The organism is Streptomyces sp. NPDC088730, from assembly GCF_044751215.1.
Classification (GTDB): Bacteria; Actinomycetota; Actinomycetes; order Streptomycetales; family Streptomycetaceae; genus Streptomyces.
In genome coordinates this window covers 38,933-63,408 of sequence record NZ_JBIVLK010000002.1, presented here as the reverse complement: position 1 = coordinate 63,408, position 24,476 = coordinate 38,933, and the positions used below count along the sequence as shown (strand labels likewise).

General features: G+C 70.5%; 17 protein-coding genes and 5 tRNA genes. 13 read left to right on the top strand and 9 right to left on the bottom strand.

All coding sequences use genetic code 11. From position 1 onward, the window contains the following. Positions 1–443: 443 nt before the first annotated feature. Together purF and purM are read left to right on the top strand one after the other, a co-directional pair. Positions 444–1,970 carry an amidophosphoribosyltransferase gene (gene purF / locus ACIP89_RS07155; RefSeq protein WP_401925701.1) on the top strand — a complete coding sequence of 509 codons (1,527 nt, stop codon included), beginning with the start codon at positions 444–446 and terminating at the stop codon, positions 1,968–1,970. A gap of 60 nt (positions 1,971–2,030) precedes the next feature. Next, entirely contained in the window at positions 2,031–3,104 is a 1,074-nt protein-coding gene (gene purM, locus ACIP89_RS07150; RefSeq protein WP_402113582.1) for a phosphoribosylformylglycinamidine cyclo-ligase, read from the top strand. A 144-nt stretch (positions 3,105–3,248) separates the two neighbouring features. On the opposite strand, the gene ACIP89_RS07145 is transcribed toward purM, so the two are convergent. Further along, positions 3,249–3,503, bottom strand: coding sequence for a DUF3073 domain-containing protein (locus tag ACIP89_RS07145; RefSeq protein ID WP_266780548.1), 255 nt, complete (start codon positions 3,501–3,503; stop codon positions 3,249–3,251). Between the two features lie 333 nt (positions 3,504–3,836). Next, a complete protein-coding gene (locus ACIP89_RS07140) occupies positions 3,837–4,937 on the bottom strand; it encodes a Leu/Phe/Val dehydrogenase (protein WP_402113580.1) in 1,101 nt (366 codons plus the stop codon). Between the two features lie 181 nt (positions 4,938–5,118). On the opposite strand from ACIP89_RS07140, the gene ACIP89_RS07135 reads away from it, so the two are divergent. Both ACIP89_RS07135 and bldC read left to right on the top strand, forming a co-directional pair. Further along, positions 5,119–5,964, top strand: a complete 846-nt coding sequence (locus tag ACIP89_RS07135) for a hypothetical protein (RefSeq protein WP_401929699.1) — start codon at positions 5,119–5,121, stop codon at positions 5,962–5,964. A 579-nt stretch (positions 5,965–6,543) separates the two neighbouring features. Next, positions 6,544–6,750 carry a developmental transcriptional regulator BldC gene (bldC, locus tag ACIP89_RS07130; RefSeq protein WP_003949541.1) on the top strand — a complete coding sequence of 69 codons (207 nt, stop codon included), beginning with the start codon at positions 6,544–6,546 and terminating at the stop codon, positions 6,748–6,750. 665 nt (positions 6,751–7,415) lie between these two features. On the opposite strand, the gene ACIP89_RS07125 is transcribed toward bldC, so the two are convergent. The 3 genes from ACIP89_RS07125 to hrpA all read right to left on the bottom strand — a co-directional run bounded on the left by ACIP89_RS07125 (position 7,416) and on the right by hrpA (position 12,134). After that, positions 7,416–7,847, bottom strand: a complete 432-nt coding sequence (locus tag ACIP89_RS07125; RefSeq protein ID WP_402113578.1) for a DUF6274 family protein — start codon at positions 7,845–7,847, stop codon at positions 7,416–7,418. 140 nt (positions 7,848–7,987) lie between these two features. Next, a tRNA-Asp gene (locus tag ACIP89_RS07120) sits at positions 7,988–8,062 on the bottom strand. 115 nt (positions 8,063–8,177) lie between these two features. Next, on the bottom strand, positions 8,178–12,134 hold the full coding sequence (gene hrpA / locus ACIP89_RS07115; RefSeq protein WP_401925689.1) for an ATP-dependent RNA helicase HrpA: 3,957 nt from the start codon (positions 12,132–12,134) through the stop codon (positions 8,178–8,180). 167 nt (positions 12,135–12,301) lie between these two features. On the opposite strand from hrpA, the gene ACIP89_RS07110 reads away from it, so the two are divergent. The 3 genes from ACIP89_RS07110 (at position 12,302) to ACIP89_RS07100 (ending at position 14,496) form a co-directional block, all read left to right on the top strand. Then, complete coding sequence (locus ACIP89_RS07110; RefSeq protein WP_401925687.1) at positions 12,302–12,706, top strand: hypothetical protein; 405 nt, start codon at positions 12,302–12,304, stop codon at positions 12,704–12,706. A 66-nt stretch (positions 12,707–12,772) separates the two neighbouring features. Next, positions 12,773–13,609 carry a DsbA family protein gene (locus ACIP89_RS07105; protein WP_401925685.1) on the top strand — a complete coding sequence of 279 codons (837 nt, stop codon included), beginning with the start codon at positions 12,773–12,775 and terminating at the stop codon, positions 13,607–13,609. Then, on the top strand, positions 13,606–14,496 hold the full coding sequence (locus ACIP89_RS07100) for a cytochrome c biogenesis CcdA family protein (RefSeq protein WP_402113575.1): 891 nt from the start codon (positions 13,606–13,608) through the stop codon (positions 14,494–14,496). The genes ACIP89_RS07105 and ACIP89_RS07100 overlap by 4 nt, the downstream gene beginning before the upstream one ends. Before the next feature lie 38 nt (positions 14,497–14,534). Here the strand turns inward: ACIP89_RS07100 and ACIP89_RS07095 are convergent. The 4 genes from ACIP89_RS07095 to ACIP89_RS07080 form a co-directional block, all read right to left on the bottom strand. After that, a tRNA-Phe gene (locus ACIP89_RS07095) sits at positions 14,535–14,611 on the bottom strand. A 22-nt stretch (positions 14,612–14,633) separates the two neighbouring features. Continuing rightward, positions 14,634–14,708 (bottom strand) — tRNA-Asp (locus ACIP89_RS07090). Positions 14,709–14,746: 38 nt separating this feature from the next. After that, a tRNA-Glu gene (locus ACIP89_RS07085) sits at positions 14,747–14,819 on the bottom strand. 80 nt (positions 14,820–14,899) lie between these two features. Further along, positions 14,900–16,459, bottom strand: coding sequence for a metallophosphoesterase (locus ACIP89_RS07080; protein WP_402113572.1), 1,560 nt, complete (start codon positions 16,457–16,459; stop codon positions 14,900–14,902). Between the two features lie 116 nt (positions 16,460–16,575). Between ACIP89_RS07080 and ACIP89_RS07075 the strand changes: the two genes are divergently transcribed. From ACIP89_RS07075 to ACIP89_RS07050, 6 genes are all read left to right on the top strand, one after another. After that, complete coding sequence (locus ACIP89_RS07075) at positions 16,576–16,926, top strand: metallopeptidase family protein (protein ID WP_401925679.1); 351 nt, start codon at positions 16,576–16,578, stop codon at positions 16,924–16,926. A 182-nt stretch (positions 16,927–17,108) separates the two neighbouring features. Next, positions 17,109–17,675: a hypothetical protein gene (locus ACIP89_RS07070; protein WP_401925677.1), complete on the top strand. Its 567-nt coding sequence runs from the start codon at positions 17,109–17,111 to the stop codon at positions 17,673–17,675. A gap of 210 nt (positions 17,676–17,885) precedes the next feature. Continuing rightward, on the top strand, positions 17,886–20,177 hold the full coding sequence (locus tag ACIP89_RS07065) for a DEAD/DEAH box helicase (RefSeq protein ID WP_401925676.1): 2,292 nt from the start codon (positions 17,886–17,888) through the stop codon (positions 20,175–20,177). A gap of 266 nt (positions 20,178–20,443) precedes the next feature. After that, positions 20,444–22,540: an FG-GAP repeat domain-containing protein gene (locus ACIP89_RS07060; RefSeq protein WP_402113570.1), complete on the top strand. Its 2,097-nt coding sequence runs from the start codon at positions 20,444–20,446 to the stop codon at positions 22,538–22,540. A gap of 259 nt (positions 22,541–22,799) precedes the next feature. Next, entirely contained in the window at positions 22,800–24,263 is a 1,464-nt protein-coding gene (locus ACIP89_RS07055) for an amino acid permease (RefSeq protein ID WP_402114541.1), read from the top strand. A gap of 90 nt (positions 24,264–24,353) precedes the next feature. Then, positions 24,354–24,427 (top strand) — tRNA-Lys (locus tag ACIP89_RS07050). Positions 24,428–24,476: the final 49 nt, after the last annotated feature.

The following is a 24,476-nucleotide window of genomic DNA, read 5'->3' as shown; positions in this document are numbered from 1 at the left end:
GCCCCCCAACCGTCAGATGCCACATACCGGTCTCCGTGCAAGCTCCGCGAGGTTCAGGCCGGGCTCCGTACGGGCTTAGGCCGGGCTCCGTACAAGCTCCGCGCAGGCTCCATACGGACTCCGCGGAGGCGCCGCGGTGTGAGGCTCACCACGAAACGAGCGTTCGGCCACCCCCTCGAACGGCGCCGGGGGCCGGTTAACGGAGTGCCACGATCCGGTCCGCCGGGTCCCGGGGCGGCTGGCCGGAACCGGTCGGTAATCCGCCGCTGATCCGGGCGACGACTGTCCTGCGGCCCTCGCCGCCCGCCGCCCGCCCTCACGTGGCGATCACCCTGTGTGACCGGACCTGTGGTACTCGGAGGCGGCCGCGAGGGCGCTCGCGCCGGGATCCGGCCGGGTGTCCCCATTCGGACCAGTGGTCGATCTCGCCTACACTCGGTGGCGTGCCTCGTGGTGATGGACGACTCAACCACGACCTGCTCCCCGGAGAGAAAGGCCCCCAGGACGCTTGCGGCGTCTTCGGTGTCTGGGCTCCGGGCGAAGAGGTCGCCAAGCTCACCTATTTCGGACTGTATGCCCTGCAGCACCGTGGACAGGAGTCCGCGGGCATCGCAGTGAGCAACGGGTCCCAGATCCTGGTCTTCAAGGACATGGGACTGGTCTCGCAGGTCTTCGACGAAACTTCCCTGGGATCGCTCCAGGGCCATATCGCGGTCGGCCATGCCCGCTACTCCACCACCGGTGCCTCGGTGTGGGAGAACGCGCAGCCGACGTTCCGTGCGACCGCGCACGGCTCGATCGCCCTGGGTCACAACGGCAACCTGGTGAATACGGCCCAGCTCGCCGAGATGGTCGCGGACCTCCCGCGCAAGGACGGCCGGGCCACTCAGGTCGCCGCGACCAACGACACCGATCTGGTGACCGCGCTGCTCGCCGGCCAGACCGACGACGACGGCAAGCCGCTCACCATCGAGGACGCAGCCACCAAGGTGCTTCCCGAGGTGAAGGGCGCCTTCTCCCTCGTCTTCATGGACGAGCACACCCTCTACGCCGCCCGTGACCCGCAGGGCATCCGCCCGCTGGTGCTCGGCAGGCTGGAGCGCGGCTGGGTGGTGGCCTCCGAGTCCGCCGCCCTCGACATCTGCGGTGCCAGTTTCGTCCGCGAGATCGAGCCCGGCGAGCTCGTCGCCATCGACGAGAACGGCCTGCGCACCTCCCGGTTCGCGGAAGCGAAGCCGAAGGGCTGCGTCTTCGAGTACGTGTATCTGGCCCGCCCCGACACCGACATCGCCGGGCGGAACGTCTACCTCTCCCGCGTGGAGATGGGCCGCAAGCTGGCGGCGGAGGCCCCGGTCGAGGCCGATCTGGTCATAGCGACGCCGGAATCCGGCACCCCCGCCGCAGTCGGTTACGCGGAGGCCAGCGGAATCCCGTTCGGCGTCGGGCTGGTCAAGAACGCCTACGTCGGCCGGACGTTCATCCAGCCGTCGCAGACCATCCGGCAGCTGGGCATCCGGCTCAAGCTGAACCCGCTCAAGGAAGTCATCAAGGGCAAGCGCCTGGTCGTCGTCGACGACTCGATCGTGCGCGGCAACACCCAGCGCGCGCTGGTCCGGATGCTCCGCGAGGCGGGCGCCGCCGAGATCCACATCCGGATCTCGTCCCCGCCGGTGAAGTGGCCGTGCTTCTTCGGCATCGACTTCGCGACCCGCGCGGAGCTCATCGCCAACGGCATGTCGGTCGACGAGATCGCCACGTCGATGGGGGCCGACTCGCTCTCGTACATCTCGATCGACGCGATGATCGAGGCGACGACGATCGACAAGCCGAACCTCTGCCGCGCCTGTTTCGACGGCGAGTACCCGATGGAGCTTCCGGACCCGGAGCTGCTCGGCAAGCAGCTGCTGGAGACGGAGCTGGCGGCAGGCCCTGCGGCGACCGCCGCGGCCGACGCGTTGCGCCGTCCGTGACCCGGAGCGTCCGGCAGCCTTCCCACCAGCCCCGTATCTCCACACGAAAGATCCCAGGCAATGTCTGAGACAACAGGTGCTTCCTACGCGGCAGCGGGCGTCGACATCGAGGCCGGCGACCGTGCCGTCGAGCTGATGAAGGAGTGGGTGAAGAAGACCCAGCGCCCCGAGGTCGCGGGCCTCGGCGGCCTCGGCGGCTTCGCCGGACTCTTCGACGCCTCGGCCCTCAAGCGCTACGAGCGTCCGCTGCTCGCCTCCGCCACCGACGGTGTCGGCACCAAGGTCGACCTCGCCCGCCAGATGGGCGTGTACGACACGATCGGCCACGACCTCGTCGGCATGGTCGTGGACGACCTGGTCGTCTGCGGCGCGGAACCGCTCTTCATGACCGACTACATCTGCGTCGGCAAGGTGCACCCCGAGCGTGTCGCGGCCATCGTGAAGGGCATCGCCGAAGGCTGTGTGCTGGCGGGCTGCGCCCTGGTCGGCGGCGAGACCGCCGAGCACCCCGGTCTGCTCGGCCCGGACGACTTCGACGTCGCCGGTGCCGGTACCGGAGTGGTGGAGGCCGAGCTGCTGCTCGGGCCGGAGCGCATCCGCAAGGGTGACGCCGTCATCGCGATGGCGTCGTCCGGGCTTCACTCCAACGGGTACTCGCTCGTCCGCCACGTCGTCTTCGACCGGGCCGGCTGGACGCTGGACCGCGAGGTCGAGGAGTTCGGCCGGACGCTCGGCGAGGAGCTGCTGGAGCCGACCAGGATCTACTCGCTGGACTGCCTGGCCCTCACCCGCACCACCGAGGTGCACGGCTTCAGCCACGTCACCGGCGGTGGCCTGGCCAACAACCTGGCCCGGGTCATCCCGGACGGACTGCACGCCACGGTGGACCGCTCCACCTGGACGCCCGGCGCGGTCTTCGACCTCGTCGGCAAGGCCGGTCAGGTCGAGCGGCTGGAGCTGGAGAAGACGCTCAACATGGGCGTCGGCATGATCGCGATCGTCCCGGCGGAGTCGGCCGACGCGGCCCTGACCACCCTGGCCGACCGAGGCGTCGACTCCTGGATCGCCGGCGAGATCACCGACCGCGGCGCACACGCGACGGGCGCGGAGCTCGTGGGCGGGTACGCGCGCTGAGGCGCGAGCACGGCAGCCGGTCCCGGACACCGGGCGGGTCGACACGGCCCGTCCGCCGTCCGGAGACGGCGGGCGCACCGGATCGGGACAGCACAGAACCCGGTCCGGGACAGGCCCGGACCGGGTTGATGTGTCAGCGCGAGGTCAAGCGCCGCGGCGCTGTGACGACGGACCGGACTGGTCGTCCTCGTCCTCGTCATCGTCGTTGTACTGATCCGCGTACTGTGCGTACGGGTCATCTTCCTCGTCGTCGTCCTCGAACGGCTCTGCGTTCGGTGGTTGACTCGAAGGTGATGCGCCCAGCTCATTGGCCAGACGCGACAGGTCAGTCCCGCCGCTGCTGTACTTCAGCTGACGGGCGACCTTGGTCTGCTTGGCCTTTGCCCGGCCGCGCCCCATGGCTCGACCCCCTCGGTGACGGGGCTCGATGGCCCCAGAGTCTTGACACGCGTTCATGTTTCAGGACGGACTCTCGGCAGAGAGACCGCGCCTGTAGAGCTTTAACGGTACCTGCTTCCGCGGCCATACGGTACGCCGCCGGCGTCACACGCCCCGGAAGAGGACCCGCGAGGAGCTCCGTCCTCGCTGGTCAACTGCGATTTTAACCTCTTCTGGGCACGCGACCCGCCGACCGGGGTGAGGCATGTCTCCCTGACCGGCGGGTACAGCGGGCTGTGCGCAGGGAATGACGCCCTGTAGGGCCCCGGCGCGGTCGTACGCTCGGCCGGACGGTCAGCGACGGGCGGCGTCCGCCATCCGCTGCTCGGCGATCCGGTCGGCCGCCGCGGCCGGCGGGATGCCATCGCTCTTCGCACGTGCGAATATGGCCAGCGTCGTGTCGAAGATCTTCGCTGCCTTCGCCCGGCACCGGTCGAAGTCGAAGCCGTGCAGCTCGTCCGCGACCTGGATGACGCCGCCGGCGTTCACCACGTAGTCGGGTGCGTAGAGGATCGAGCGGTCCGCCAGATCCTTCTCCACGCCCGGGTGCGCGAGCTGGTTGTTGGCCGCGCCGCACACTACGGAGGCGGTGAGCACCGGGACGGTGTCGTCGTTCAGCGCGCCGCCGAGCGCGCACGGGGCGTAGATGTCCAGGCTCTCGGTACGGATCAGCGCCTCGGTGTCCGCCGCCACGGCGATCCCGGGATGCCGCTCGGTGATCCGGCGCACGGACTCCTCGCGGACATCGGTGATCATGACCTCCGCGCCGTCCGCCAGCAGGTGCTCGACCAGGTGGTGGCCGACCTTGCCGACTCCGGCGACCCCCACTTTCCGGCCACGCAGCGTCGGGTCGCCCCAGAGGTGCTGGGCCGAGGCCCGCATGCCCTGGAAGACGCCGAACGCGGTGAGCACGGAGGAGTCGCCGGCGCCGCCGTTCTCGGGGGACCGGCCGGTGGTCCAGCGGCACTCGCGGGCCACGACGTCCATGTCGGCGACGTACGTGCCGACATCGCAGGCCGTCACGTAGCGGCCACCGAGCGAGGCCACGGCCCTGCCGTAGGCCAGCAGCAGTTCGGTCCGCCGGTCGCCCTCGAAGGCTTCCGGGTCCCCGATGATGACGGCCTTGCCGCCACCGTGGCCGAGCCCGGCCAGGGCGTTCTTGTACGACATGCCGCGGGCGAGGTTCAGCGCGTCCGCGACGGCCGCCTGCTCGGAGGCGTACGGATAGAAGCGGGTACCGCCCAAGGCCGGGCCCAGAGCGGTGGAGTGGATGGCGATCACGGCCTTGAGGCCGCTGGCACGGTCCTGACAGAGCACGACTTGTTCGTGGCCCCCCTGATCCGAGTGGAACAGGGTGTGCAGTGCGTCTACAGGCTCGCCGGTCACATCGGTCACTGTGGTGACTCCCAATTACGAAGCGGCGGAAAGGCCCTCCTGAAGGTGGGGAGAGCCCCGGACCGCCCGGCGCGGACAGTCCGTGGCAAGAGCTTAAGGCCGCCCGTCCCGCACCGGCGGAGATCTGATCCAGTGCCGCGGATCACCCACGACCGGAGTACGGGCGTGACACGATCACTGCATGTCGGTGGTGTCTTCGGTGCTCGTCCCATACGCGTCCTACCTCCGGGTCTACGAGCCGCTGGCCGCCTTCCCGGAGGCCGAACGCGCCCACTGGGCGCGCTACGCGAGCCGTGATCCGATCCCCACGGCCCAGGACGAACTACGCCGTTCGCTGGCCGACTTGGTGGCGACCCCGCCGGTCGGTGTGCCGGCCCACGAGAGTGCCGACGCGTTCGTCGCGGAGGTGGACGGGGTGGTGTGCGTCTGTCCGTGGCGGACCAGGCTGCGCGGCTGGCTGGCGCTGGACGGTCTCGTGGACATGTTCCCCGGGCCGGTGCTCGACGCGGTGCTGCCGCCGGTGGTGCGCGGGCAGGCCGTCGCCGATCACGAGCGCTGGTCGGAGCGCAATCCGGACGCCCGGCCGTGGATCAGGACGGCGGTGTGGCAGGTCCCGGTGCGCTGGTTCGTCCTGGTCTCGGACGAGGAGCGCGAGTACCGGGCGGCGGGCGAGGACGGTGAGCCGGCCGTGCTGCGGTACCGGACGCCGATGGTCCAGGCGCGCCGCAGGCTGGCGCGGGCGCTGAAGACGCTGCGCGAGACGATGGACGAGGGGCCGCTCACCGAGGGCCTGGTGGACGTCGGCCGCTGGCTGGAGGAGTTCCATCCGCGCGCACTGGTCGAGCTGGACTACGGCGGGCTGGTGCACGCCCTGCCGGCGAAGCAGCTGGCGGAGGACCGGAGCGCCGCCGATGTGGCCGAGAGCATCGCGGCGCTGCGGGCCGGTGACGGCGAGGGGGCGAGCGAGGCGTACTCCCGTCTCTCGGAGCGCTGGAGGTCCGTCAGGGATCGTCAGTTCGCGAACTGACGGCCGGCCCGAGAGCGGACTGGCAACGGCCTGGCAACGGTCTGAGACCGAACTGACGGCGAACCGGCGATCGATGAACCTGCGTCCTGTGTGACACGTGAGGGTGAAGAGGCGGAAGCATACTTCCGTTGTCTTGGGACCTACGTCCCGAACCGGGCCTTTGCCTCAACCGTGATGGATAGCACTTACGGGGCCCTTGCGCCCTTACCTACTCCTCGTGCCAAAATAGGACAAGGAGTCCGGGGAGGGCTCTGTTCGTCCAATTACGGGCGAAGTGCTCTGCATTGCACTCTATGGGGGGTCTGACGACTCCTGATCGCTCTGTGACTGATCGTCACGGTGGTGTGACTGTCCGCTATGGCATGGTCCATCGGCTTCCGTCGCTGATGAACACCTGGGAGGGCAATTCCATCGGTTTGGCCGACGTGGCTGGACGGATGGTGTAGTTGTAGTGCCGAGGACAAGCCGTTCGTCCTATAACCGACTCGGCCCGCGTCCGCCATTTCGGGCAACGTGGGTCAAGGTGCAGAATTTAGAGGAAAGAACCGAGATGGTTCGGTTCTCCCGAGGAGGCCGCTCATGACCGCTCGCACCCCTGATGCCGAGCCGCTGCTGACCCCGGCTGAGGTTGCCACGATGTTCCGCGTGGACCCGAAGACGGTTACCCGTTGGGCCAAGGCCGGCAAGCTCACGTCCATCCGCACGCTCGGTGGACATCGCCGGTACCGCGAGGCAGAGGTCCGCGCACTGCTTGCGGGTATTCCGCAGCAGCGCAGCGAGGCCTGAAAAACCCCTGTCGCCGCAGCACAACTGGGCTTTTGGGTCCCCCAACCCGCATAGCCCACCCATAGCTCCATATGACGGGCGCCCGCCCCAACGGGCGCCATACCTGTGCGACGCAGGTCACGTCGTCAGATCGCGCTGGACTCCGCCGGGTCCAGCGCGATCTTTTTTTGTGCCTGTGCGACCGGCCGCGAATCGGGCCCCGGTCCGCGATGTCCTGCCCGTTCGGGCGCGGGGAAACCGGACGCCCGGTTGGCTCCCGATGGGTCTCGTGCGGGCTTGCTCGGGTCTGTGCGGGACTGTGCACCCTCGTCCCGGGAAGGCCGGGCCGGGACGGTTCGGGGGCTCCTGGGCGGCTCCCGTCGGAGTGGTGCAATTGCACATATTAAATTCGCCAGTTGTAGGAAGGGTGTAAAGCCACCCCTTCTCAAAACTGATGCGGTGACTCCCGTCACATGGCAGGACTCTTGCCAAGTACGAGCCTGCCATTGCATAGGGGCGCGGGAGCGCGCCATTGGTCACGTGGCGGGAGGACTTTCGTCCTCTGCCCGCCGGACGGAGGGCCGGCCGCCACGGACCGGTGCCGGAGCTCCCGCTGACGGTGCGTCGAGGCGCTGCGGTGGCGGGGCATCGCCAGGGAACGCCCCGGCGGCCCGCGACGGGCCCTCCTAGGGCCCCATGGGCGGTCCGGGCGGACCGGCTGGCTCCCCGGCCGCTCCGGCCGTCGGAGGGGCCGTCAGGGGCTCCATGGCGAGCCGCAGCAGCCGGGCGCAGACCGCGCAGTGCCGGGTGAGGTGGCGGTAGCCGGTGGCGGCCGCCAGATGGGCGCGCAGCAGGGCGCGGATCTCGTGCCGGGGCGTGCTCCGCGAGGCCGTCCGGCGCCGGGCCGGTTCGCGGGCGCCCGCAGCGGTCGCCGTGCCCGCCTTGGCCGTCGTGCCTGCCGTGGTCGCGCCCGCAGTGGTCACCGTGCCCGCAGCGGTCGCCGCGCCTGCCGTCACCGCCGTGCCCGCGGTCGTCACCGTGCCTGCCGCGCTCACCGTGCCCGCCGTGGCTGTCCTGGGTGCGTCGCTCCGGAACCCCTCGTCCGTGGATGCCGCCATCCGCGCCACCTCCCGGTGGATGCGCGCTGCCCCGCGCCGAGAAAACAGGGGCAGCCCCTGTTTTCTGAGTACTCGTCGGCGGCCACCGGAGTCAATACGCGCGAAAGCCCGGATCCAGGGGATCCGGGCTTTCGTTACTGCGGTCCTGACGGGATTTGAACCCGCGGCCTCCACCTTGACAGGGTGGCGAGCACTCCAAACTGCTCCACAGGACCAGGTTTTCGCTGCTGCCTCGCGGCTGGCTGCGAAGACAGACTGTACAGGAGGTCAGAGGGTGCGGTCGACCTCACTTCCGGTGGCCGGCCGGTCACCCGGCCACCGGCGGGCGGGCTACGGGGCCGCGGCGTCGATCGCCTTCACGATCCGCTTGTCGGAGACCGGGAACGCGGTGCCCAGCGCGTGCGCGAAATAGCTCACCCGCAGCTCCTCGATCATCCAGCGGATGTCCAGGACCTCCTGCGGGACCGGCCTGCCCTGCGGCAGCTGTTCGAGCAGCCAGGCGTACTCGTCCTGCATCTCGTGGACCTTCTCCATGCGCGCGGTGTCGCGCTGGACGTTGGTCGGCATCTGCTGGAGCCGGCGGTCCTCCGCGACCAGGTAGCGCATCAGGTCGGGCAGCCTGCGCAGCCCGGTCGCGGTGACGAACCCGGGCGGGACGAGACGGGCGAGGTGCTCCCGTACGTCGGTGACGTTGTTGATCAGGACCAGGCTGCTGGTCGCCTTCAGCCGGCGTTCGCACGCCTGCCAGGCCGCCAGGACCTGCTGCACCTGGCCGACCGTGCGGACGGTCAGGTCCACCAGGTCGGCGCGCACCTTGTCGTACAGCTTCCGGAACGACGCCTCGTCCCAGGCGGGGCCGCCGTGCGCGGCGATCAGCCGGTCCGCGGCGGCGGTCGCGCAGTCGTCGAAGAGCGCCTGGATGGAGCCGTGCGGGTTACGGGACAGGGCCAGCTTCTGCTGGTTGGTCAGCTTCTCGGACGCGAACTTCGCCGGGTTCACCGGGATGTTCAGCAGGATCAGCTTCCGGGTGCCGCGCCACATCGCCTGCTGCTGCTCGGCCTCGGTGTCGAAGAGCCGTACGGCGACTGTGCCCGCCGCGGCTCCCTCCTGGTCGACGAGTGCCGGGTACGCCTTGACCGGCTGCCCCGCCCGCCGCGTCTCGAAGACCCGGTCCAGCGTGCCGATCGTCCAGTCGGTGAGGCCGGAACGCTCGATGGACTCACCGGTGGGGCCCGCGGTCGCCGCGGCGGCCTTGGAGAGCGCCTGCCGGGCCTTGGGGCGTAGCTGGACGCGCAGCGCCTCCAGGTCCTTGTCCTCCGCGACCTTGCGGCGCCGCTCGTCGACGATCCGGAAGGTGATCTTCAGGTGGTCCGGGATCCGGGTCAGGTCGAAGTCGTCGGCGGTGACCGGGACGCCGACCATCCGCTGGAGCTCGCGGGCCAGCGTGAACGGCAGCGGCTCCTGGAGCGGAACGGCCCGGTCCAGGAACTTGTCCGCGTAGTTCGGGGCGGGGACGTAGTGCCGGCGGATCGGCTTGGGCAGCGAGCGGATCAGTTCGGTGACCACTTCCTCGCGCAGCCCCGGGATCTGCCAGTCGAAGCCCTCCGAGGTGACCTGGTTCAGCACCTGGAGCGGGATGTGGACGGTCACGCCGTCGGCGTCCGCGCCGGGCTCGAACTGGTACGTCACCCGGAACTTGAGCTTCCCCTGCCGCCAGGAGTCCGGGTAGTCGTCCTTGGTGACGTTCCCGGCCTTCTCGTTGATGAGCATCGAGCGCTCGAAGTCCAGCGCGTCCGGCTCGTCCCGGCGCTTGTGCTTCCACCAGGAGTCGAAGTGCGCACCCGAGACGACGTGCTCCGGGATCCGCTGGTCGTAGAAGTCGAACAGCGTCTCGTCGTCCACGAGGATGTCGCGGCGCCGGGCGCGGTGCTCCAGCTCCTCGACCTCGCCCAGCAGCTTGCGGTTGTCGTGGAAGAACTGGTGGTGGGTGCGCCAGTCGCCCTCGACCAGGGCGTTGCGGATGAACAGGTCCCGCGAGGCCTCCTGGTCGATACGGCCGAAATTGATCTTGCGCTGGGCCACGATCGGTACGCCGTACAGCGTGACCCGCTCGTATGCCATCACCGCGGCCTGGTCCTTCTCCCAGTGCGGCTCGCTGTAGGTGCGCTTCAGCAGGTGCTGGGCCAGCGGCTCGATCCACTCGGGCTCGACCCGGGCATTGACCCGCGCCCACAGCCGGGACGTCTCCACCAGCTCCGCCGACATCACGAACCGCGGCTGCTTCTTGAAGAGCGCGGAGCCCGGGAAGATCGCGAACTTGGCGTTGCGGGCACCGACGTACTCGTTCTTCTCGGTGTCCTTGAGCCCGATGTGCGACAGCAGACCGGCCAGCAGCGAGGTGTGCACCGACTGCTCGGGCGCGGCCGCGTCGGAGGAGTCATCGATCTCCAGCCCCATCTGCTTGGCGACCGTCCGCAGCTGGGCGTAGATGTCCTGCCATTCGCGGATGCGCAGGAAGTTCAGGTACTCCTGCTTGCACATCCGGCGGAAGCTGGAGGAGCCGCGCTCCTTCTGCTGCTCGCGGATGTAGCGCCACAGGTTCAGGAACGCCAGGAAGTCCGACGTCTCGTCCTTGAACCGGGCGTGCTGCTGATCGGCCTGCGTCTGCTTCTCGGACGGGCGTTCGCGCGGGTCCTGGATGGAGAGCGCGGCGGCGATGACCATGACCTCGCGGACACAGCCGTTGCGGTCGGCCTCGATGACCATCCGGGCCAGGCGCGGGTCCACCGGCAGCTGGGAGAGCTTGCGCCCCAGCGGGGTGAGCCGCTGACCCTTCTTTCCCTCTCCGGGGGTCTTCTCCTCCTGGTCCAGCGCACCCAGCTCCTGGAGGAGCTGCACACCGTCGCGGATGTTGCGGTGGTCCGGCGGGTCGATGAAGGGGAACTTCTCGATGTCGCCCAGTCCGGCCGCGGTCATCTGGAGGATGACGGAGGCCAGGTTCGTCCGCAGGATCTCCGGGTCGGTGAACTCCGGCCGGGTCAGGAAGTCGTCCTCCGAGTACAGCCGGATGCAGATGCCGTCCGACGTACGGCCGCAGCGGCCCTTGCGCTGGTTGGCGCTGGCCTGCGAGATCCGCTCGATGGGCAGCCGCTGGACCTTGGTGCGGTGGCTGTAGCGGGAGATACGGGCGTTGCCCGGGTCGATCACGTACTTGATGCCGGGGACGGTCAGCGAGGTCTCGGCGACGTTCGTCGCGAGGACGACCCTGCGTCCGGTGTGGCGCTGGAACACGCGGTGCTGCTCGGCGTGCGACAGACGTGCGTAGAGGGGGAGCACCTCGGTGTGTCTGAGGTTGCGTTTGCCCAGCGCGTCCGCCGTGTCGCGGATCTCCCGTTCGCCGGAGAGGAAGACCAGGACGTCGCCCGGCCCCTCGTCCTGGAGCTCGTCGACGGCGTCGCAGATCGCGGTGATCTGGTCGCGGTCGGCGTCCTCGCTCTCCTCTTCCAGCAGCGGGCGGTACCGCACCTCCACCGGATACGTACGCCCGCTGACCTCGACGATCGGCGCCTCGCCGAAGTGGCGCGCGAAGCGCTCCGGGTCGATGGTCGCGGAGGTGATGACGACCTTCAGGTCCGGGCGCTTGGGCAGCAGCCGGGCCAGATAGCCGAGCAGGAAGTCGATGTTCAGCGACCGCTCGTGGGCCTCGTCGATGATGATCGTGTCGTACGCGAGCAGCTCGCGGTCCGTCTGGATCTCGGCCAGCAGGATGCCGTCCGTCATCAGCTTGACGAAGGTCGCGTCCTGGTTGACCTGGTCGGTGAACCGGACCTTCCAGCCGACCGCCTCGCCCAGCGGCGTCTTCAGCTCCTCCGCGATCCGCTCGGCCACCGTGCGGGCGGCGATCCGGCGGGGCTGGGTGTGCCCGATCATGCCGCGGACGCCACGGCCCAGCTCCATGCAGATCTTGGGGATCTGGGTGGTCTTGCCCGAGCCGGTCTCACCCGCGACGATCACGACCTGGTGGTCGCGTATCGCCTCCAGGATCTCGTCCTTCTTCTGGCTGACCGGAAGCTGTTCGGGGTACGTGAGGGCAGGCAGCCGCCCGGCCCGCAGCGCGAGCCGCTCCGCTGCCTTGGTCGCCTGGGCGGCGATCTCGTCCAGCACGCCTTGCTGGGCCTCTGGCTTACGAATGCGGCGCGCGCCTTCGAGACGTCGGCCGAGCCGGTGGGCGTCGCGCAGCGAGAGCTGCCCGAGCTGGGACTGGAGATCGGCAAAGGAAGTAGACATACGGGTCCCAGGATCTCACCCGGGCCCGGGGAACGGCGAACCTATTTCGCGCGGACTCCGTCACGGGGCCCGCGCGATGGGGGTGGTGACGGTCACAGCACGTACCATTCCGGACAGTTGATCTCCCTCTGATCTCCTTCTGAATCCCCGCTTCCGGAAGGCCCGTCGTGTCCCGTTCGCAGTGGTGCTGCCTGGTGGCGGCGCTGGCGGTGGTGCTCGGGCTGTTCTGCGGACCGTCCACGACGGTCGCCGCGGCGGCTCCGGCTTCGGCGGCGGGTCCGGCGGGTCCGGAGGCTTCGGCCGCGGTGCCGGACCGGGTGCCGGTCGTGGCCGAGGCCGGGGACGACGGACACGGGGTTCCCGGCTGCGGCAGGAACGGAAAGCGCGACGGCACCGAGCCCGCCGTTCCCGGCCGGGCCCGGACGGCCCACGACCAGGCGCCGGGCCTCGCCGAATGGGGCCTGCCCGCCGCCACCGGACCCGAGCCGGTGCGGGCGCCCGCGCCGATATCGCCACGGGGGCCCGACGCGTCGGCGCCGGGCCCGGTGGAGCTCTCCGTACTGAGGGTGTAGACGGGCCGCCCGCCCCGCGCCGGCCGTCCCTCTCCCTCTTCCCGCACCACCAGTCCGGAGTTCCGCATGCCCGTTTCCACGTCCGAGCCGTCCCCTGAACCGTCCCCCAAGCCGTCCCGAAAGCCGACTGCGAAGTCCGTTAAACCGACCGCGAGGTCCCGTAAGCCGCTCGTCTACGGCGCCGGGATCGTCGTGGCCGCCGCCCTGCTCGGCTACGTCTCCTACCGGGCCACCGCCCCCGACCCCGCGGAGTCCGGCTCCTCCGCCGTCGCTGACGTCACCGCGGAGCCGGAGGCCGGCGTCTACCCCGAGCTGGCGAAGCTGGCCCGGCGCGACGCCGGTGACAAGCTGGCGCAGGGCCGGGCGGACGCACCCGTCGTCCTCATCGAGTACGCCGACTTCAAGTGCGGCTACTGCGCGAAGTTCGCCCGGGACACCGAACCCGCCCTGGTGAAGAAGTACGTCGACGACGGCACCCTGCGCATCGAGTGGCGCAACTTCCCGATCTTCGGTGCCGAGTCCGAGGCCGCGGCGCGCGCCTCCTGGGCCGCCGGGCAGCAGGGCCGCTTCTGGCAGTTCCACCGTGCCGCCTACGCCGAAGGGGCCAAGGAGAAGGGGTTCGGCAAGGACCGGCTGAAGGCGCTCGCCCAGCAGGCCGGGGTGGCCGATCTGGACCGCTTCCAGGCCGACGCGGACGGTGCGGCGGCCGCCGCCGCGGTGCGCAAGGACCAGGAGCAGGGATACGGGATCGGCGCGACGTCCACCCCCTCGTTCCTGATCAACGGCCGCCCGATCGCCGGGGCCCAGCCGGCCCGGACCTTCACCCGGGCCGTCGAGCAGGCGGCGGAACGGGCGAAGCAGACCGGTGGCGCGGGCGAGGACGCCAAGGGCGCCGCGAAGTGACCGCCGGGATCGGCTACTTCGCCGCGCTCCTCGGCGGGCTGCTGGCCCTGCTCAGCCCGTGCAGCGCCCTGCTGCTCCCCGCCTTCTTCGCGTACTCCATCAACTCCGCCTCACGGCTGCTCGCCCGGACCGGGATCTTCTACGCGGGGCTGGCCACCACTCTGGTCCCGCTGGGCGCGGCGGGTTCGTACGCCGGACGGCTCTTCTACGGCCATCGCGACGCCCTCGTCCTCGGCGCCGGCTGGCTGATCATCGTCCTCGGCGCCGCCCAGATCGTCGGGCTCGGCTTCGCCTCGCGGCGGATCGCCGCGCTGAGCGGCCGTATCCGGCCCACGACCGCCGTATCGGTCTACGCGCTCGGCGCGGTCTACGGGCTGGCCGGTTTCTGCGCGGGACCGATCCTCGGGAGCGTGCTCACCGTGGCGGCCGTCAGCGGCAGCCCGGCGTACGGCGGACTGCTGCTCGCCGTCTACGCCCTGGGCATGGCGGTGCCGCTCTTCCTGCTGGCGCTGGTCTGGGAACGGTTGGAGCTGGGCCGCCGGGCCTGGCTGCGCGGACGCGTCCTGCGGCTCGGCCGCTTCGAACTGCACACGACGTCGCTGCTGTCGGGGCTCTTCTTCATCGGGCTCGGTGCCGTGTTCCTGGTGTACGACGGGACGACCGCGCTCCCCGGGCTGCTGGACGTGGACCAGTCGTTCGCCGTGGAGCAGTGGGCCCAGGGCGTCGGTGAACAGGTGCCGGACGGGGTGCTGCTGGGCGCGGTGGTGGCCGTGGTCCTGCTGGTGCTCGCGGTACGGACTGCGCGCCGCCGGGCCGCTGCCGGTGCTGACGCCGACGCCGGCGCTGACGCCGACGAGGCGAACACCGCCGACCGGGAGGGTGTCTGACACGACGAAGGCCCCGTCCATCGGACGGGGCCTTCGGGTGGTGGCTGGGGCCGGGATCGAACCGGCGACCTATCGCTTTTCAGGCGATCGCTCGTACCAACTGAGCTACCCAGCCACGCAGCTCATACGGGCTGCAGCGGTCCTGACGGGATTTGAACCCGCGGCCTCCACCTTGACAGGGTGGCGAGCACTCCAAACTGCTCCACAGGACCAAGCAATGTGCGAGACAAGTCTCGCACACGTTGAAGCGTGCCCCCAACGGGATTCGAACCCGTGCTACCGCCTTGAAAGGGCGGCGTCCTGGGCCACTAGACGATGAGGGCTAAGGGCCCACCTGCGCGCTTCCCAGCGCGTCGGGGACGTGAGAAGCATATGGGATGCCGGCAGGTATCGCCAAAACGGTTTAGCGGGAGGCCTTGGGGGCCGTCGGGAGCGGGCTCGGGAGGGCCGGGTTCGCCTCCGGCAGATGGCGGCTGACCTCGGCCGTCGTCAGGCCGAGCCCGCCCAGCGTGATCTCGTCCCAGGCCTGTAGCCGCCGGGTGGAGCGGTCCAGATAGAGCACCGACGCGAGCACCTGTTCCGGCTTCTTGTTCTGTACGGCGCGCAGCCCGCCGCCGCCCGTGGAGCCCTCGACCTTCAGCCGGGTGCCGAGCTTCATCACCTCGTTCTGCCGGTGGTGCACATGACCGGCCAGCACGAGGGGGACCGTGCCGTCCGCCTCCCGGGCCGCCGCCGGTTCATGGGTGACGGCGATGTCGACCGGGGTGCCGGCCCGCTGCTGCTCGCGCAGGGCGGCCGCCAGCCGCAGGCCCGCCGTCCGCTCGACGTCCTCGGCCTGTTCCGGCCCGGTGCGGTCCGGGGTGAACTCCGGGTCCCCGATGCCGGCCACCCGCAGCCCGCCGGCGTTCACCGCCCGGCCGTCGTCCAGCACGTGCACGTTCTTGAACCGCCCGGCGTCGCGCAGGTACTTCTGGGTGGTCGCGGAGTCGTGGTTCCCCCGGACCCAGACATAGGGGGCGCCCAGATCGCTGACCGGGTCCAGGAAGCTGTTCTCGACGGCTGCGCCGTGGTCCATCGTGTCGCCCGAATCGATGATCACGTCGATGTCGTACTGCTCGACGAGCGAACCGATGATGTGCCAGGCCGCCGGGTTCAGATGGATGTCGGAGACGTGCAGGACGCGCAGCGTGGCGGGGTCCGGACGGTAGACGGGGAGCGTCGAGGTGGCGTCGTACAGCTTGGTGACGTTGGTGACCAGCCGGGCCAGCTCCTGCTGGTAGACGTCGAAGTCGGTGACGATCGAGCGGGCGTCCCCGACGACGGAGGGGGCGCTGGAGAGCAGTCCGGAGAACCTGGGCTCCAGGACCGACTTCGGGTTCCAGGTGGCGTACGCGCTGACGCCGGAGGCGGCCAGCAGCGCGAGTGCGAGGCCACCGGCCGCGAGGGCGCGGCGGGGCCTGCGGTATACCGCGAGGCCCAGTGCGGTGGCCCCGGAGACGACCGCGACGCAGGAGCGCAGGGCGAGCTCGCGGGTGCCGGCGCTGACGTCGCCGGTGACCTCCTCCTCCAGCCCGGACAGCCGCTCGGGGTGCTGGACGAGGGCCTCGGAACGGACCGGGTCGAGGCGGTCGACATCGACGTCGAGCCGGACCGGGGCATGGTGCGAATCCAGTTCCAGGGCGCCGAGCGGGGACACGTTGATCTTGGTGCCGCCGGTGAGCGAGGGGCGCAGGGTCATCGTCGTGTCCATCGGGCCGACGGACGTACGGACACTGCCGACGGCCAGCAGTCCGAGCCAGGCGCCGAAGAGCACGACGGTGACCAGGCCCAGCGCGCGGCCGAACGGACGCGCCGGGACGGCCGGCGAGCCACCGGGGCCACGGACGCGGCGGCCGGTGCGCGGCCGGGGACGGAGGCGGTGCCGGACACGGGCTGCTGCGGCACGGAACGGGTCGCGGGCCATTGGGCGACTGTGCCCCGGTCCGCGGGCAGGTATGCGCTCCGGGTGCTTCCGGGATACCTGCGGGCGTTCCCGGGCTCTTCGGCGCGCTTCCGGCGGCGGTACGTGACAATGACGGGGTGCTGGAGATGACGCGGGAAGAGTTCGAGGAACTGGTGGGCGAGGCCCTGGACCGGATCCCGCCGGAGCTGACCCGGCTGATGGACAACGTCGCGGTCTTCGTCGAGGACGAGCCGGAGGGCGATGATCCGGATCTGCTCGGGCTCTACGAGGGCACGCCGCTGACCGAGCGCGGTGAGTGGTACGCGGGCGTGCTGCCGGACCGGATCACCATCTACCGGGGACCGACGCTGCGGATGTGCGAGTCCCGCGAACAGGTGGTGGCCGAGACGGAGATCACCGTCGTGCACGAGATCGCCCACCACTTCGGCATCGACGACGAGAGGCTGCACGCGCTCGGTTACGGCTGAGGCTCCGGTTCACGGGTTGTGCGGGCTCCGGGGCGGGGCCCCGGGCGGGCCCCGGGTGTGAATGAGGTGTGCGGGCCGGGGTCCGGGGCGTGTCCCCGGCGGGGCGGCGGGAGTTGGGCACAGCGCTCCCCGGCTCGTTTCCGTACCGCCACGTCCTTCCTCGCGCCCCCGGAGGTGCCCCCGTGCGCCAACTGTCCGTACCCGCTCCCGTCCGCTGGGCGGCCGTCACCGTTGTGACGATCGCCGCGTCCACAGGCTGTATGAGCGTCGGTGACGGCGGCGGGAAGCCGGCGCCCTCGCGCCCGGCCGCGTCGAAGGGGGCGGTGACCGGCCCCGACGGTTCCACGGTGACCGGTACCGGCCGGTCGGCCCGTACCGGCGGCGCCGAGGCGCACTCCGACCGGGAGGCCGCGGAGACCGGCGCCCCGAGCGCCTCCGCCGGCCCCTCGCGCAGTCCCGGCGCGAAGTCCGCCGAGCCCGGCCGGATCCGGGGCGGCCGGCTGTCGGCCCCGCCGCTCCCGCAGACGGGGCCCGGGGTTCCGGAGCGGCCGGAGCCCCCGGCGCCCTCGGACCCGCAGACGCCCGAGCCGCCGGCCCCGCCGGAGGAGCCCGAGCCGGAGCCGTCCGAGCCGCCGGAGGTGCCTTCGGCGTCGCCCGCGGCCCAGCTGCGCAATGAGGCGATGGGGGCGCCGGGCCAGGTGGAGGAGTTGCGGACCCCGGAGGCATCGCCGCAGGTGGGACCGGCCTGACGGGGAGGTCGTGCGGGGTCGGTTTGCACAATGGCGGGGTGAGTGCGTATGGTAGTAGATCGTTTGATCCATTGCCCGGCGCCGACACAGAAGAGCGCCGTGTGGCGCGTACTCTCCCTTGCCGTGGCTGGACCGCATTGAGGCGGTCGAAATTGCGAAAACACGGAGTTACGGGCGCGTGCCGAGACTCCGGAAGGTTTCGCATTTCGCATGTCAATTTCCAGTTCTGACCACACCGTGCTGCCCGAGAACATCGAGAACGACGAGCTCGTCCAGGCGGCTGAGGCCGTTGTCGCCGAGTCCGCCGTCTCCGTCGAGGACTACATCAAGGCCCCTCAGACGGAGCAGACCGAGGTTCCCGAGCAGGCCGGCACCGAGGCGCCCCAGGCCGAGCAGGCCGACGCCGACTCCGCCGACGAGGCGGACGCCGAGCCGACCATCACCTTCGCGGAGCTGGGCCTGCCGGACGGCATCGTCCGCAAGCTCGCGCAGAACGGTGTGACCGCGCCCTTCCCGATCCAGGCGGCGACCATCCCGGACGCCCTGGCCGGAAAGGACATCCTCGGCCGAGGCCGTACCGGCTCCGGCAAGACCCTCTCCTTCGGTCTGCCGACGCTGGCCTCGCTGGCCGGTGGGCACACCGAGAAGAAGAAGCCCCGCGCGATCATCCTCACCCCGACGCGTGAGCTCGCGATGCAGGTCGCGGACGCGCTTCAGCCGTACGGCGACGTCCTCGGCCTGAAGATGAAGGTCGTCTGCGGCGGTACGTCGATGGGCAACCAGATCTACGCGCTGGAGCGCGGTGTCGACGTCCTCGTCGCCACCCCGGGCCGGCTGCGCGACATCATCAACCGGGGTGCCTGCTCCCTGGAGAACGTCCAGGTCGCCGTCCTCGACGAGGCCGACCAGATGTCCGACCTGGGCTTCCTGCCCGAGGTCACCGAGCTGCTCGACCAGATCCCCGGCGGCGGCCAGCGCATGCTCTTCTCCGCCACCATGGAGAACGAGATCGGCACCCTGGTCAAGCGCTACCTGAGCAACCCGGTCACCCACGAGGTCGACTCCGCCCAGGGCAACGTCTCGACCATGTCGCACCACGTCCTCGTCGTGAAGCCGAAGGACAAGGCGCCGGTCACCTCCGCCATCGCCGCCCGCAAGGGCCGCACCATCATCTTCGTCCGCACCCAGCTGGGCGCCGACCGCATCGCCGAGCAGCTCGTCGAGGCGGGCGTGAAGGCGGACGCGCTGCACGGCGGCATGACCCAGGGCGCCCGTACCCGCGTTCTCGAGGACTTCAAGAAGGGCTACGTCAACGCGCTGGTCGCGACCGACGTCGCCGCCCGCGGCATCCACGTCGACGGCATCGACCTGGTCCTGAACGTGGACCCGGCCGGTGACCACAAGGACTACCTGCACCGCTCGGGCCGTACCGCCCGTGCCGGCAAGTCCGGTGTCGTCGTCTCGCTGGCGCTGCCGCACCAGCGCCGTCAGATCTTCCGCCTGATGGAGGACGCGGGCGTCGACGCCTCGCGCCACATCGTGCAGGGCGCGGGCGTCTTCGAGCCGGAGGTCGCCGAGATCACCGGTGCCCGTTCGCTCACCGAGGTCCAGGCCGACTCCGCGAACAACGCCGCCAAGCAGGCCGAGCGCGAGGCCGCCGACCTGACGAAGCAGCTGGAGCGCATCCAGCGCCGCGCCGTCGAGCTGCGCGAGGAGGCCGACCGCCTGGTCGCCCGTGCCGCCCGCGAGCGGGGCGACGACCCCGAGGCAGCGGTGGCCGAGGTCGCCGCGGAGGCGGAGGCCGCTCTTCTGGCCGCCGCTTCCGTGCCGGAGCAGCCGGCCGCACGCGAAGAGCGCCGCGACGACCGCGGCAACTACGAGCGCCGGGACAGCCGAGGCGGCGACCGCGGTGGATACCGCGGCGGCAACGACCGCACCGGCGAGCGCAGTGGCCGTCCGGCCGGCAGCAGCGGCTACCGCGGCAGCAGCGACCGCCCGTCCTTCCGCGGCAGCAACGACCGTCGTGAGGACCGTCCCGTCGGTGGCGGTTTCCGCTCGGGCGGCGACCGTCGTGACGACCGCGGCGGCCGTTCTTTCGAGCGTCGTGACAACGACCGCCCGTCGTTCAACCGGGACCGTCGTGACGAGCGTCCCTCGGGCGGTTTCCGCTCCGGCGGCGACCGTCGTGACGACCGCGGCGGCCGCTCCTTCGAGCGTCGCGACAACGACCGCCCGGCGGGCGGCTTCAACCGTGACAACGACCGTCCGTCGTTCAACCGCGACCGTCGTGACGAGCGCCCGTCCGGTGGCTTCCGCTCCGGTGGCGGCGACCGCCCGTTCAACCGCGACCGTCGTGACGACCGTCCCTCCGGCGGCTTCCGCTCGGGCGGCAACGACCGTCCGACCGGCCGCCGTGACGACCACCGCTCCACGGGAACCGGCACGAGCACCGGCTCCTTCGGTCGCCGCGACGACAAGCCGCGCTGGAAGCGCAACGGCTGATCGTCCGATCGCCTGACTGCTGATCAGGGCCCGCACATCACTCCGGTGTTGTGCGGGCCCTGTTTCTTTGAACGGGTTCGAATCTCCCTGTCGTCACCTGTGCGGTTGCTGTTAAAGTCGGCCCATTCGCATGAGGGGTCAGGGCCGGGGGGCTTTCACACTTCGCACAGACCGCGGCGCTCCGCCGCGTCCTCCTCATGCTCTTCGGTAGTTCCCGGGAGGGTCTGGGCGTGAGACGCCACACTGTTGTACGCGGTGCTGTCGCGATGACGGCGGCACTTGGAATCGGGGCGGGATTCGTGCCCCTGGCGGCCGGCGCCGGGGCTCCGGCCACCGTGGCGACCACCGGGGTCCGCGGTCTCGACTTCGCCGGTGGGCGGCTGGTCACGACCGAGCAGAGCCCCAGTGGTGACGCGATGATCTACGAGCGCCGGGTGTCCGCCGACGGCACGACCGTGGGGGCGCGGGAGAGCCGGGCGTACGCCGGGACCCTGGCCAACGGCGCGCACTTCAGGACGGTGCCCTGCGACATGGGCTCCTGCGTGGAGCTGGTGGCCTCGGGGCACGGGCACTACGGTGTCGTGTTCGTCAACGGCGACAACGCCGGCACCGAGAGCGTCCAGTTCTGGGGGCCGGGGAACTCGTACCGCGGGGGCGATGTCCGCTACCCCGAGGGCACCGCGAAGATCGTGGACCTGACAGCCCGCGCCTGGGTCGTCAACGGCGGCTCGCCCGTCAAGCAGCGGGCCGGCATGCACCCGAGCTACTACGCGACCCCCGCCCCCCTCGTCCGCAACGCCACCGCCGCCTCCGTCTGGGGCACGTCGCTGTGGGCGGCGACTTCCGCCAAGGGCGCGCTCACCGCGACCGACATCGCGAAGAACAAGGTCGTGGAGACGGCCGCCACCGGCGCCGCCTGCGTGATCAAGGAGGTGCGCGCGGTCGGGCACTGGGTCTACTGGAACTGCGGGACGACCGGTGCGGCCGGGGTGTACGACCGGACGGCGAAGAAGTCGTTCGCCGTGCCGTCGGGGCCCGCGCTCGTCGGTGACGGATACCTCGTCCGGCACGACAGGACCGCCGGGAAGCTGCTGCTGACCGACTTCCACACCGGCAAGGCCGCGGCTCCCCGTGCGGTGGCCGATCTGGCGGCGGGGAAGACAACCGACCAGCGCCGGCTGACCTGGGCGGTGGACAGGTTCGGCGGGGACATCGCGTACGTCGATGGAGCGAACTCCGTCCACATCGTGCCCAGCGGCGTGCCCGCGCAGCCCCTCGCGAAGATCGCCTCCGACATCGGCGACACCTCTATCGACCTCAAGAGCGTGAACGGCCTGGAGGCGTGGCTCAGCACCTGGCAGTTCAACAAGCCCGTCACCTGGACGTACACCGTCAAGGACTGGACCGGCCGCACGGTACGCACCCTCAAGGGCACCGGATCCGGCACCGAGGCGGACGTCGCCTGGGACGGCCGGACGGACGCGGGCGGATACACAGGCAACGGCCGGCACACCTGGACCCTGAACGCGAGGGCCGAGGACGGGTCGGGGACGTACACCACCAGCGGCTCCATCGGCGTGGGCGGCGGCAAGGCGGGCTTCCACGACCAGGGCCGGTACAGCATCGGAGACCTGGTCACCCTCAACTCCTCCGGTGGGCTGACCGTCCAGTTCGGGAAGGGGTCCCCGGGCACGTTCGACGGGAAGACCACCGGGACCGGCTGGCCCGCCGGCACGCTCGCCGTGCCGCTCGCGGACACCGGCAGCGACCGCTGCTCCGAACTGCTCGTGCGGATGCCGGGCGGCGAACTGCGCAAGTACTCCGGCCGCTGCGGCAACTCGGGGTACACGCCGGGCGGCAGCCACACCGTGATCGGCGGGGGCTGGCAGCAGTACGACGTGCTGACCTCGCCCGGCGATCTGAACGGGGACGGCCGGGCCGACCTCGTGGCCCGGCAGACGTCCACCGGCGACATGTACTTCTACGCGGGCATGGCCGGCGGGAAGTTCGCGCCGAAGGCCAGGATCTTCAAGAACTGGAAGACGTACGCCCGGATCACGGGTGTCGGCGACATCACGGGTGACGGCCGTCCCGACCTGCTCGGCCATGACCGCAAGGGCGGCCTGTGGCGTTACAACGGCCTGGGCAACGGCAGCTTCGCGCCGAGGGTGAAGGTGTTCTCGGACTGGGGGAGCTCGTACAACCTGATGGTGGGCGTCGGCGACCTGAGCGGCGACGGCAGGAACGACATCGTCGTACGCGACAAGGCCGGGAAGCTGTACCGCAACAACGGCAACGGCAAGGGCTCGTTCGGGTCCCGTACGCAGATCGCCACGGGGTGGACGTACAAGGGGATCTTCTGAGGGGCTGACGGGCTCCAGCCCCGAGGGGGCGGCGACCGGTGCATGTCGTGCCCCCGGCGAGGGAATCGCTGGGGGCATGACAAATAATCCCCGTGGTGCCCCGTCCGGAGATCCCGGCCCGACCGAGCCCCCAACCGCTTCCGGGCCTCCCGTGTCCGCCGTGTCCGCCGCGCACTCTGGTCCGTCCGGTCCGTCTGGGCCGTCCGGTCCATCCGCGCCCTCCGGGCCGTCCACGCCCTCCGGCTCGGACGAGGAGCGGCTGGCCGAGCTCGGCTACACGCAAGTACTCGCCCGCCGGATGTCGGCGTTCTCCAACTACGCGGTCTCGTTCACGATCATCTCGGTGCTCTCCGGCTGCCTGACGCTGTACCTGTTCGGCATGAACACCGGCGGCCCGGTCCTGATCACCTGGGGCTGGGTCGGCGTCGGGCTGATGACGTTGTTCGTCGGGCTCGCGATGGCCGAGATCTGTTCGGCCTACCCGACCTCCGCCGGTCTCTACTTCTGGGCCCACCGGCTGGCCCCGCCGCGCTCGGCGGCGGCATGGGCGTGGTTCACCGGCTGGTTCAACGTGCTCGGCCAGGTCGCGGTGACCGCCGGGATCGACTTCGGGGCGGCGTCGTTCCTGGGCGCCTACCTGAACCTCCAGTTCGACTTCCGGGTCACGCCCGGACGCACGATCCTCCTCTTCGCCGCGATCCTGTTCCTGCACGGTCTGCTGAACACCTTCGGGGTGCGGATCGTCGCGATCCTGAACAGCGTCAGCGTGTGGTGGCACGTGCTCGGCGTCGCGGTCATCGTCGGCGCGCTCACCTTCGTACCGGACCACCACCAGTCGGCGTCGTTCGTCTTCACGGAGTTCGTGAACAACACCGGCTGGGGCAGCGGGTTCTACGTGGTGATGATCGGGCTGCTGATGGCCCAGTACACCTTCACCGGATACGACGCCTCCGCCCACATGACCGAGGAGACCCACGACGCGGCGACCGCCGGGCCGCGCGGCATCGTCCAGTCCATCTGGACCTCCTGGATCGCCGGCTTCGTCCTCCTTCTCGGCTTCACCTTCGCCATCCAGTCCTACGACGGAGCCCTCGCCTCCCCCACCGGCGCCCCGCCCGCCCAGATCCTCCTGGACGCCCTGGGCGCCACCACCGGCAAGCTGCTCCTCCTGGTGGTGATCGGCGCACAGCTCTTCTGCGGAATGGCGTCCGTGACCGCCAACAGCCGCATGATCTACGCGTTCTCCCGGGACGGCGCCCTCCCGTTCTCCCGCGTCTGGCACACGGTCAGCCCCCGCACCCGCACCCCCGTGGCGGCGGTCTGGCTGGCCGCCGCCGGAGCACTGGTCCTCGGCCTGCCGTATCTGATCAACGACACCGCGTACGCGGCCGTCACCTCCATCGCGGTGATCGGCCTCTACATCGCGTACGTCATCCCCACCCTGCTCCGCCTCCTGCGCGGCGACGACTTCCGGCGCGGCCCCTGGCACCTGGGCCGCTGGTCCCGGCCCATCGGCATCGTCGCGGTGGTGTGGGTGGCCGTCATCACGGTGCTCTTCATGCTGCCCCAGGTCTCACCCGTCACCTGGGAGACCTTCAACTACGCCCCGATCGCCGTCCTGGTGGTCCTCGGCTTCGCCGCCACCTGGTGGCTGGCCTCGGCCCGTCACTGGTTCCTCAATCCGGATCACAAGCGCACGATCGCCCGCAATACGCCTCGCTGACCGAAACGCCTCCACGACGACGGGGCCCGGCAACCGATACCCGATCGGCGGCCGGGTCGCGGCGGGCTATGCTCGTGGGGTGATTGCCGGGGGCCGTTAGCTCAATTGGTCAGAGCAGCGGACTTTTAATCCGTTGGTTGTGGGTTCGAGTCCCACACGGCCTACACGAAGCAGGGCGGGGATACCTCCTCTGACCTGCTACTCAGCGCCTCG